General features: G+C 69.3%; 8 protein-coding genes and 1 pseudogene. 5 read left to right on the top strand and 4 right to left on the bottom strand.

The features are described from left to right. Positions 1-86: 86 nt before the first annotated feature. A complete protein-coding gene (locus tag PHR85_RS12150) occupies positions 87-1535 on the top strand; it encodes a circularly permuted type 2 ATP-grasp protein (RefSeq protein ID WP_300054630.1) in 1449 nt (482 codons plus the stop codon). A 13-nt stretch (positions 1536-1548) separates the two neighbouring features. Further along, a complete protein-coding gene (locus PHR85_RS12155; RefSeq protein ID WP_300054631.1) occupies positions 1549-2508 on the top strand; it encodes an alpha-E domain-containing protein in 960 nt (319 codons plus the stop codon). Positions 2509-2522: 14 nt separating this feature from the next. Here the strand turns inward: PHR85_RS12155 and mltB are convergent, their stop codons facing one another. The 4 genes from mltB to PHR85_RS12175 are packed head-to-tail and all read right to left on the bottom strand — an operon-like array spanning position 2523 to position 7788. After that, positions 2523-3743: a lytic murein transglycosylase B gene (gene mltB, locus PHR85_RS12160; RefSeq protein ID WP_300054633.1), complete on the bottom strand. Its 1221-nt coding sequence runs from the start codon at positions 3741-3743 to the stop codon at positions 2523-2525. 22 nt (positions 3744-3765) lie between these two features. After that, a complete protein-coding gene (locus PHR85_RS12165; RefSeq protein WP_300054635.1) occupies positions 3766-5820 on the bottom strand; it encodes a DUF3488 and transglutaminase-like domain-containing protein in 2055 nt (684 codons plus the stop codon). Beyond that, positions 5814-6854: a DUF58 domain-containing protein gene (locus tag PHR85_RS12170; protein ID WP_300054637.1), complete on the bottom strand. Its 1041-nt coding sequence runs from the start codon at positions 6852-6854 to the stop codon at positions 5814-5816. Before PHR85_RS12170 ends, PHR85_RS12165 begins: the two co-directional genes overlap by 7 nt. Before the next feature lie 10 nt (positions 6855-6864). Then, complete coding sequence (locus PHR85_RS12175; RefSeq protein WP_300054638.1) at positions 6865-7788, bottom strand: AAA family ATPase; 924 nt, start codon at positions 7786-7788, stop codon at positions 6865-6867. A 29-nt stretch (positions 7789-7817) separates the two neighbouring features. Here PHR85_RS12175 and PHR85_RS12180 point away from each other — a divergent pair, with 29 nt between their 5' ends. From PHR85_RS12180 to PHR85_RS12190, 3 genes and pseudogenes are all read left to right on the top strand, one after another. Then, positions 7818-8771 carry a histone deacetylase family protein gene (locus PHR85_RS12180; protein ID WP_300054640.1) on the top strand — a complete coding sequence of 318 codons (954 nt, stop codon included), beginning with the start codon at positions 7818-7820 and terminating at the stop codon, positions 8769-8771. Between the two features lie 73 nt (positions 8772-8844). Then, positions 8845-10164: a mechanosensitive ion channel domain-containing protein gene (locus PHR85_RS12185; protein WP_300054642.1), complete on the top strand. Its 1320-nt coding sequence runs from the start codon at positions 8845-8847 to the stop codon at positions 10162-10164. A 55-nt stretch (positions 10165-10219) separates the two neighbouring features. Then, positions 10220-10382, top strand: a pseudogene (locus PHR85_RS12190) (electron transfer flavoprotein subunit beta/FixA family protein); the annotation flags it as partial.

Here is a 10382-nt window from a genome sequence, read left to right on the forward strand (position 1 = left end):
TCCTGATCAAGGATCCTGTGAACGTGGCTCAGGGACTGGCCCGTTACTTGCTAACATGAAACTGCCAACATAAACGCGAGCCTCCCATGAGCCGACACCAATTCGACGAAATGTATGCCGCACCCGATCAGGTCCGCGGGCATTACCTCCAATACGCGCGCTGGCTCGCCGAGCAGCCTGACGATGTGATGCGGGCTCGGCGCGAGGAAGCCGAGCTGATCTTCCGCCGCGTCGGCATCACCTTCGCGGTCTACGGCGCCAAGGACGAGGACGGCGCGGGCACCGAGCGCCTGATCCCGTTCGACCTGATCCCGCGCGTGATTCCGGCAGCCGAATGGCGCTCGATGGAAAAGGGCCTGGAGCAGCGCGTCACGGCGCTGAACCGCTTCCTGCACGACATCTACCACGAGCAGGAGATCCTGCAAGCCGGCATCGTGCCGCGCGAGCAGATCGAGGGCAACGCGCAGTTCCGCCCCGAGATGGTCGGCGTCGATGTCCCGGGCGGCATCTACTCGCATATCTCGGGCATCGACATCGTGCGCGCGCCGGTGCCGGGCGGTCAGGGCGAGGCCGAGTACTACGTGCTGGAGGACAACCTGCGCGTGCCCAGCGGCGTGAGCTACATGCTGGAAGACCGCAAGATGATGATGCGGCTCTTTCCCGAGCTGTTCAGCCAGAACCGGGTCGCGCCGGTCGCGCATTACCCCGATCTGCTGCTCGATACGCTGCGCTCGGTCAGCCCCGCGCACACGGTCAATCCGACCGTGGTGGTGCTGACCCCGGGCATGTACAACAGCGCCTATTTCGAGCACGCCTTCCTGGCGCAGCAGATGGGCGTCGAGCTGGTCGAGGGCCAGGACCTGTTCGTCAAGGACGGCTTTGTCTGGATGCGCACCACCCGAGGCCCCAAGCGCGTGGACGTGATCTACCGCCGCGTCGACGACGACTTCCTCGATCCGCTGGCCTTCCGCTCCAGCTCGACCCTGGGCTGCGCCGGCCTGCTCGACGTCTACCGCAAGGGCAACGTAACGCTGTGCAACGCGATCGGCACCGGCGTGGCGGACGACAAGTCAATCTACCCCTATGTGCCGCGGATGATCGAGTTCTACCTCGGCGAGAAACCGATCCTGAAGAACGTGCCGACCTATCTGGGCCGCAAGCCCGATGAGCTCAAGTACATCCTGGCCAACCTCAAGGACCTGGTGGTCAAGGAGGTGCATGGCGCCGGCGGCTACGGCATGCTGGTGGGGCCGGCCTCCACCCAGGCCGAGATCGAGGAGTTCCGCCGCGCCGTGATCGCCAAGCCCGAGGGCTATATCGCCCAGCCCACGCTGAGCCTGTCGAGTTGCCCGACCTATGTCGAGCGCGGCATCGCGCCACGCCACATCGACCTGCGCCCCTTCGTGCTGTCGGGGCAGAAGGGGGTGCAGACGGTGCCGGGTGGCCTGACCCGCGTCGCGCTGAAGGAGGGCTCGCTGGTGGTGAACTCGTCGCAAGGCGGCGGCACCAAGGACACCTGGGTACTGGAAGACTGAGGAAAGACTGATCATGCTGTCGAGAACCGCCGACCATTTGTTCTGGATGTCGCGCTACACCGAGCGCGCCGAAAACACCGCCCGCATGCTGGACGTCAACTACCAGACCGCGCTGCTGCCACAGTCGGCCGCGGTGGCCAAGCTGGGCTGGGAGGGGCTGCTGCGCATCAGCGAGCTGATGCCTGCCTACGAGTTCCTGCACGGCGAGGTCAACAGCAAGGATGTGCTGGACTTCATGGTGCGCGACGAGTCCAATCCGTCGAGCATCCTGTCCTGCCTCAAGGCCGCGCGCGAGAACGCGCGCGCCGTGCGCGGCGCGCTGCCGACCGAGGTCTGGGAAACGATCAACCACACCTGGCTCAAGCTGCTCCAGCTGCTCAAGGGCAAGGACTTCGAGCGCGACCCGGCCAAGTTCTTCGACTGGGTCAAGCACCGCTCGCATCTCTCGCGCGGGGTCGCGATCGGCACCATGCTGCGCGACGAGGCCTTCTACTTCTACCGCATGGGCACTTTCCTGGAGCGGGCCGACAACACGGCGCGGCTGCTCGATGTCAAGTTCCACGCGGTCGAGAGCGACTTCTACGGCGCCGCCTCCGAGCAGGACCAGGAGTACGATTTCTACCACTGGAGCGCGATCCTGCGCAGCGTCTCGGCGTTCGAGGTCTACCGCAAGGTCTACCGCGACGTGATCACCCCTGAGCGCGTGGCCGAGCTGCTGATCCTGCGCGCCGACATGCCGCGCAGCCTGCACGCGAGCCTGCAGGGCGTGGTGACCAACCTGGGCCGGGTCAGCAACTCGGTCTCGGGCGAGACCGAGCGCCGCGCCGGCAAGATGCTGTCCGACCTGCGGTACGGCAGCCTCGACGAGATCATGGAGACCGGCCTGCACGCCTACCTGACGCAGTTCCTCGACCGCGTCAACGAGCTCGGCGGGCGCATCAGCCGCGACTTCCTGGTGCCCGCGTCGGTCTGAGTCCCTTTGTCGGATCAGCGCGCGGCGTTCGGTTCGGCCAGCGCGGCCTGCACCGCCTGGCCCAGCTCGATCACGGCCAGCGCGTAGTAGCTGCTCCAGTTGTAGCGCGTGACGACGTAGAAGTTCCCGGTCCCGGCCACGAAGCTGGGCGCGGCGCCGCCTTGCAGCGGGTCGCCGTTCTTCAGCTCGACCAGGGCCAGCGGTCCGGCGTGCTGCAGCGCCTGGCCCGCCAGCCGGGCGCCCAGCGCCTGGAAGCGGGCCGCGTCGAAGCTGGGCTTGATGTCGGGCGCGAGCAGGGTGGCCAGCTCCGCGTCGCTCGCCTCCACCTTGACCGGGTAGTGGGTGGGCATGCCGCTTTGCCAGCCATGCTGCCGCAGGTAATGCGCCACCGAACCGATCGCGTCGGCCGCGTTGGTGCGCAGGTCGATGCGGCCGTCGCCGTCGAAGTCGACCGCGTGCCTGGCCCAGCTGCTGGGCATGAACTGCGGCAGGCCCATGGCGCCGGCGTAGCTGCCGCGCCAGCTGTCGGGATCCAGCCCCTGATCGCGCGAGAGCCGCAGCAGGGTTTCGAGCTCGCCGCGAAAGTAGGCCTGGCGCTCGGCCGCGCGTGGGTGGCTGCTGGGGAAATCCAGGCTCAGCGTCGCGAGTGCGTCGAGCACCCGGTAGTTGCCGGTGTGGCGGCCGTAGAGGGTCTCCACGCCGATGACGCCGACCACCAGCCAGGCCGGCACGCCGTAGCTCGCCTCGGCGCGTTCGAGTGCCGCGCGTTGCGTCTGCCAGAAGCGTTTGCCCGCCTCGATGCGGGTCGGCTCGATGAGGCGTGCCCGATAGGTGGCCCAGTTCTTGGCGGCGGCTGGCGCTGGCGTGACCAGCCGGATCACGCTGGGCAGCTGCTGCGATTGCCCGATCCAGTGTCGTACCCATTCGACATCCCAGTCATTGCGCTGCGCGATCTCGCGCGCAAGTTCTTCCGCCGCGGGCTTGCCGGCGTAGCGGCCACCCTGGGGCTGTTTCCTGGCCTGCGTGCGCTGGCTGGGTTGACTGGTTTCGGCTTGGCCCGGGCGGGCCGGTGCCGGGCTCTGGTCGTTCGCTATTGTGGTGGCGGCGGTGGCGCTCGTGCCCGCCAGGATCAGCCCCAGCGCGGCCAGCCACAGGGCCTTGCGCCCGGCTCTGGCCCGCAGGTGCAAGGCGTTACGGCTGGACGCCGGGTCGGTGGGCAGGAAGGTGTCGGGCATGGCGGACGAGCGTGAAAAACCTCTAGCGTAATACAGAAGGTGGCACGGGACGGCTGGTCGCGCGCAAGGGTGGCGGCCAGTCCAGTTTGTCCGCCTGGCGCCGCAGCTCGGCCAGCGAGTGGCGGCTGGACGGGTCGTAGCGCTGGCGTTCGAGCGCGAGCAGCCAGTCCCGCAGCGCTGGCCAGCGCCCGGCGGCGGCCGCATCGACCTCCAGCAGCCCAGCGAGCTGGCGCGGCGTGGCCTGCGGCGCCACCGGGTAGCCGGCGCGCAGCAGTCGTTGCCGCGCGCGCTGCAGCAGCCTCAGCCAGGGGTCGCGCCTGTGTCCCTGCCGCAGCGCCCAGGCGGCGCCGGCCAGGCCCAGCAGGCCGAGCAGGCCGGCCAGCAGCCGCACCAGGTCGGCCGAATCGGGGGCGGCAAAGCCCAGCCGCCTGAGCAGGTCGAGCTGGCGGGTCTGGCTGTAGTCGAGCACCCACTGGTTCCAGCGGTGGTTGAGCGCCTCCCAGGCCTGACCCCATTGCGCCACCAGCGTCGGGCTGACCCGGATCATGGCGTCGGCCAGCAGGCCGGGTGCGGGCCGCAGGCGTTGCAGCGTGCCGATCCGGTCGGGCTGCACCGCGGCGGTCGGATCGACCCGGGTCCAGCCCTGGCCGGGCAGCCAGACCTCGGCCCAGGCATGGGCGTCGCTCTGGCGCACGCTCCAGAGGCCGTCGACCGGGTTGCGCTCACCGCCCTGGTAGCCCGTGACGACGCGCGCCGGCACGCCCGCCGCGCGCAGCAGGATCACGAAGCTGGCAGCGATATGCTCGCAAAAGCCGGCGCGGCGATCGAACCAGAACTCATCCGCGCTGTCGCGACCGTAGCCACCCGGCTCCAGCGTGTAGCGGTAGCCGCCGCGCCGCAGGCGATCGAGCCCCCGCTCTATCAACGCCGCGCCGGGATCCTGCCCCGCTGGCAGCGACCGCTCCAGCTCGCTGCGCAGTTGTCGCGCCAGTGCCAGGGTGCGCGGGTTGTAGCCGGCGGGCAGTTCGACCTGTTCCTGCAACGCGCCGTTGGCGCGCTCGGGGCCGTGGCGGAAACTGGTGTAGCTCTGCGCCTCGTAGCGCACCAGCTCGGTCAGTGGCTGGCGCGTGAGCCACTGCAGGTCGGCGCTCATGTAGGGCCGGTGTCCAGGGACCAGCGGCGCCTGTGGCGTCGCTTCGAGCACGAACAGCCAGGGCCGGCGGCTGGGTTCCAGCGTGACCTGGTAGCGTACCGGCTCGCCCGCGACCCGCAGCGCGGCCCGCGCCGCGTCGGGCAGGGTTGGTGCCGGCCGCCATTCGATGCCGTCGAAGCGGCTCAGTACCGGGCCGCGGAAGTAGAGCGCATCCTGCGTCGGCGGCTGGCCGTCGAAGCGGATGCGCAAGGCGACGCTGGGGTCCAGCGCCAGTTGCGCGACCTGACCGACCTGCATCCGGTCCGACAGGCCGCTGCGTCCGCCCAGCGCGTCGGCGGGCAGTCCCCACAGCGGCGCCAGCCGCGGGAACAGCAGGAACAGCACCAGCATCAGCGGCGTGCCGAGCAGCATCATGCGACCCGCCAGCCGCGCCGACAGCAGCAGGGGCGGGCGTCCGAGCGGCAGGTTGGCGTTGACCAGTGCCGTCAGCAGCCCGAGCAGCGCGAGCAGGATGCCCAGCGCGGTCGGCAGCGACTGCGAGTGAAAGAACAGCGTCAGCAGGGCGAAGAAGCCGAGGAAGAAGACGACGAAGGCGTCGCGGCGCGCGCGCAGCTCCAGCGTCTTGAGCGCCAGCAGCAGCGCGACCAGCGCGACGCCGGCCTGCTGCCCGAGCAGGGTCCGGTAGTCCAGCCAGGTCGCGGCCACGGCCAGCGCCAGCAGCGCGACGCGCCAGGCCAGTGGCGGCAGCGCGCGTTGCGTCAGCGCCAGCCAGCCGCGCCCCAGCAGCATCGTCAGCGCAAGCGCCGTGCACCAGAGCGGCAGGTGGCCAGCCTGCATCAGCAGCACCCAGGCGATCACGGCCAGCAGGAACAGTGTGTCGCGCGTCTCGCGCGGCAGGGTGGCCAGGCTGCGGGCGTTCAGCACAGCGCGAGCGCCTCCAGGCAGCGCTGCTGCTGTGCCGTGCCGTGGCCGGGCGCGATCTCCAGCGCGCCCAGGCGCAGGCCGTAGTCCAGCCCTTGCGCCTCGGCGGCCAGCACCCAGGCGCAGAGCCGGCTCAGGCGCTGCTCCGGATCGGACAGGCCGGTGCGGGCCGGTTCGAGCCAGCACCGGCGCCCGCTCGGCTGGGCGAAATCGCGGCTGACCCAGTCATCGCGGCCGCTCTCCGCCTGGCGGGCCACCTTCTTCCAGGCCACCCAGCGCAGCGGGTCGCCACGGCGCCAGGGGCGCAGGCCTTCCCACTCGTCGCTGGAGCCGCTGGTGGCCTGGGTGGCCAGACCTTCCTCCTCCCCGGTTGGGGCTGGCAAGGGCGGCGCCGGGCTCTCGGGCGCGGGGTAGACCAGCTGCAGCGCGGCCGGCCGCCACCAGCACCAGGCGCGGAAGGTGCCCAGCGGAAAGCGGGTCTGCGCCTGCAGTGGCGCCAAGGCGTGGCGTCCGCGCCGTGGCATGACGCAGCGCAGCCGCAGCGCGACCTGGCCTGGCCCGGGCAGGTCGGCCCAATGCCCAGGTGAATCGCTGGCGCAATCAGTCGTGCCCGGCGCCAGCCAGTCCAGCGCGATCGCCCAGCGCTCGCGCCGTGTCGGGTTGTGCAGCGTGATGCTGACCGTGGCGGCCTGGCCGGCGAAGACCGGCTCGCCCGGCTGCAGTTGCAGCCGCAGGCCGTTGAGGTTGCCGTGCGTGAGGTGCAGCGCCGCCAGCGCGCTGCCAGCGATCAGGAAGGTCAGCAGATAGCCCAGGTTGAGCTGGTAGTTGATGCTGCCGATCAGCAGCACGAGCAGCGTCAGCGCCAGCAGCAGTCCGGCGCGCGTGGGCAGGATGTAGACATTGCGTTGCGTCAGTTCGAGCTGGTCGGTCGCGGGCAAGCGGCGCAGCCACCAGTCCCGCCACCTGGCTGGCCAGCGCAGGCGGGCGCGCCTTTCACTGTGGGGGGCGGGTCTGGTGTGTGCGACGCTGGCGGACATTTGCTGTGCCTCAGCGCAACGGGGTGGCCGCCAGCAGCGCCTGCACCTGTTCGACCGGGTCGCGGCCGGATGACGACAGTGGCGTGAGCCGGTGCGCGGCGGTCTGCGGCAGGATGGCCGCGATGTCGTCGGGTGCCAGGTAACGCCGGCCCTCGACCAGCGCGTGCGCCTTGGCCGCGCGCAGCACCGCCAGCGCGGCGCGCGGGCTCAGGCCCTGCGCGAACCAGCGCCCGCTGCGGGTCGCCTCGACCAGATCCTGCAGGTAGTCGAGCACGGCGTCGCCGGCCTGGACCGCTAGCACCTCCGACCGCAGGCGCGCGAACTCGGCGGCGTCGAGCCGCGCGGGCAGTCCCTGCAGCAGCCCGCGCCGGTCCTGTCCCCGCAGCAGGCTGCGCTCGGCCGCGCGGTCCGGATAGCCCAGGCTGATGCGCATCAGGAAGCGGTCGAGCTGCGACTCGGGCAGCGGATGGGTGCCGACCTGGTCGTGCGGGTTCTGCGTCGCGATCACGAAGAAGGGGCGTGGCAGCGGCCGGGTCTCGCCCTCGACCGAGACCTGCTGCTCCTCCATCGCTTCGAGCAGCGCGCTCTGGGTCCGGGGGCTGGCGCGGTTGATCTCGTCGGCCAGCAGCACCTGGGTGAACAGCGGTCCGGGGTGGAAGACGAAGGCCTGCTGCTCGCGCTGAAACACCGAGACGCCCGTCAGGTCGCTCGGCATCAGGTCGGAGGTGAACTGCACGCGCGAGAACGCCAGTCCGAAGCTGCGCGCCAGCGCCTGCGCCAGCGTGGTCTTGCCCACGCCCGGCATGTCCTCGATCAGCAGATGGCCGCCCGCCAGCAGGCAGATCACACAATCCCGCACTTGTAAGCTTTTGCCAGCCATGACCGTGTTAAGCTGGTCAAATAACGAGGAGATTTGGGTTTGAGTTGACTGCATCGACTCGACCTTAACGGAAAACGCCAATCATGAATGCGACAGGTTATTACACTCACCGATTGTTCCGCAAACACGAAATGGGGCCGGGCCACCCGGAATGCCCGGAACGGCTGGGGGCCATAGAGGACCGGCTGCTGGTCACCGGGGTGTTCGATGCGCTCGATCACCGCGACCCGACCCCGGCCTCGGTGGCCGAGATCGAGCTGGCGCACGGCCGCATGCACATCGCCGCCATGCGCGGTCTGTGCGACTTCCTCAAGGAAGACATCGTGGCCGGCGGTCCCACCCATTACCACGTCGATGCCGACACCGCGCTCAACGAGTTCAGCTATGACGCCGCGCTGATGTCGGCCGGCGCCGCGATCTGCGCCACCGACGCGGTGATCGCCGGCGAGATCGAGAACGCCTTTTGCGCGGTGCGTCCGCCCGGCCACCACGCCTGCCGCGACAAGGCCATGGGCTTTTGCGTCTTCAACAACGTGGCGATCGCCGCCAAGTACGCGCTGGAGCGTCACGGGCTGGAACGGGTGGCGATCGTGGACTTCGACGTCCACCATGGCAACGGCACCGAGAACATCGTCGCTGGCGATGACCGCATCCTCATGTGCAGCTTCTACCAGCACCCCTTCTACCCGGAAGGCGGCGCGCTGTCCGACGCGCCCAACCTGCTCAACCTGCCGGTGCCGGCCTACACCAAGGGCCTGGAAGTCCGCGAGCTGATCGAGGCCAGCTGGCTGCCGCGCCTGGAGCAGCACCAGCCGCAGATGATCTTCATCAGCGCCGGCTTCGACGCCCACCGCGAGGACGACATGGGTCAGCTCGGCCTGGTCGAGCAGGACTTCGCCTGGATCACGAAGCAGCTCAAGGCCGTCGCCAAGCGCCACGCCCAGGGCCGCATCGTGAGCTGCCTGGAGGGGGGCTACGACCTGAGCTCGCTCGCGCGCAGCGTGGAGGCGCATCTGCGCGTGCTGGCCGACGTCTGAGACCGATGGGGGCGCCGGGAACGCCTTGAATCTGTGGCAAGCTAGCGGTTTTGTTGCAACGCCGCCGCCCCCAGTGACCGCCACTCCCACTCCCATCCCCATCAACGATTTCTCGCTCTGGCTGACCTCCTTCGGTCAGCCGGAGGCACTGCTTGAGCTCGCCATCCTGGCCACTTGCGGGCTGCTGGCCTGGGGCCTGGTCGCGCTGCTGCGCCGCGTCTTCTCGCCCGACGAAAGCCATTCGATCTGGTTCGGCAGCGGCTTGGTCGATGGCGTGCTGTTTCCGACCCTGCTGCTGGGCCTGGGATTCGCCGCGCGCACGCTCTGGTCCGCCAGTCATCCGGTCCATCTGTTGCGCATCGCGATTCCGGTGCTGTTGGCGCTGGTCGTGATCCGCGTCGGCGTCAAGGTGCTGCAGGTCGCCTTCCGGCAGGCCGCCTGGCTGCGCCCGATCGAGCGCACCATCTCCTGGGTCGCCTGGCTCACCATGGTGCTGTGGGTCAGCGGCCTGCTGCCCGTGCTGCTCAACGAGCTCGACCAGATCAGCTGGAAGATCGGCGGCAGCAAGCTCTCGGTCCGTACCCTGATCGAAGGCGCGCTGACGGCCTGCGCGGTGCTGCTGGTGACGCTGTGGATCTCGTCGGCGATCGAGTCGCGGCTGCTGCGGGCGGCCACCGGCAGCGAGCTGTCCTTGCGCAAGGCCGCCAGCAACGCGACCCGCGCGCTGCTGATGTTCGTCGGCCTGATCGCCGCGCTGACCTCGGTCGGCATCGACCTGTCGGCGCTGTCGGTGCTGGGTGGCGCCATCGGCGTCGGCATCGGTTTCGGCCTGCAAAAGCTCGCGGCCAACTACGTCAGCGGCTTCGTGATCCTGACCGAGCGCAGCATGCGCATCGGCGACATGGTGCGGGTCGACAATTTCGAGGGCCGCATCACCGACATCAAGGCCCGCTTCACCGTGATCCGCTCGATTGCCGGGCGCGAGGCCATCGTCCCCAACGAGATCCTGATCACGAGCCGGGTCGAGAACCTGTCGCTGGCCGATCCGCGGGTCTCGCAATCGACCCTGGTCAACGTGGCCTACGAAAGCGACGTCGATCGGGTGGCCAGCCTGCTGACCGAGGCGGCGCGCGCCCAGCCGCGCGTGCTGGCCGATCCGGCGCCGATGGCCGCGCTGTCGGCCTTTGGCGCCGATGGCCTCGAATTCACGCTGAGCTACTGGATCGCCGATCCGGAAGTCGGCACGCTGGGCCTGAAATCCGACATCAACCGAGCCATCCTGACCACTTTCCGCGCGCAGGGCATCGATATTCCCTACCCGCAGCGGGTGCTGCATGTGACCGGCAATCAGCCGACTGTCGCCACGCCGGGACGTCCGCCGGGCGTGGTCTGAAGTCCGGGCAAGCTGGAATAGAATTCCTGTCGATCATTTACAGCAGGAGTCAGACATGAAGATCCTCGTCCCCGTCAAGCGCGTGGTGGACTACAACGTCAAGGTGCGCGTCAAGGCCGACGGCACGGGCGTTGACATCGCCAACGTCAAGATGAGCATGAACCCCTTCGACGAGATCGCGATCGAGGAAGCGGTGCGCCTGAAGGAAAAGGGCGCCG

Origin of the sequence: Malikia sp., assembly GCF_028687635.1 — a bacterium.
Taxonomy (GTDB): domain Bacteria; phylum Pseudomonadota; class Gammaproteobacteria; order Burkholderiales; family Burkholderiaceae_C; genus Malikia.

Excerpts from the sequence above, each read along its gene's own strand:
- PHR85_RS12150 (WP_300054630.1), top strand. The coding sequence starts at position 87 with ATGAGCCGACACCAATTCGACGAAATGTATGCCGCACCCGATCAGGTC.
- PHR85_RS12155 (WP_300054631.1), top strand. The coding sequence starts at position 1,549 with ATGCTGTCGAGAACCGCCGACCATTTGTTCTGGATGTCGCGCTACACC.
- mltB (WP_300054633.1), bottom strand. The coding sequence starts at position 3,743 with ATGCCCGACACCTTCCTGCCCACCGACCCGGCGTCCAGCCGTAACGCC.
- PHR85_RS12170 (WP_300054637.1), bottom strand. The coding sequence starts at position 6,854 with ATGTCCGCCAGCGTCGCACACACCAGACCCGCCCCCCACAGTGAAAGG.
- PHR85_RS12175 (WP_300054638.1), bottom strand. The coding sequence starts at position 7,788 with ATGCAGTCAACTCAAACCCAAATCTCCTCGTTATTTGACCAGCTTAAC.
- PHR85_RS12180 (WP_300054640.1), top strand. The coding sequence starts at position 7,818 with ATGAATGCGACAGGTTATTACACTCACCGATTGTTCCGCAAACACGAA.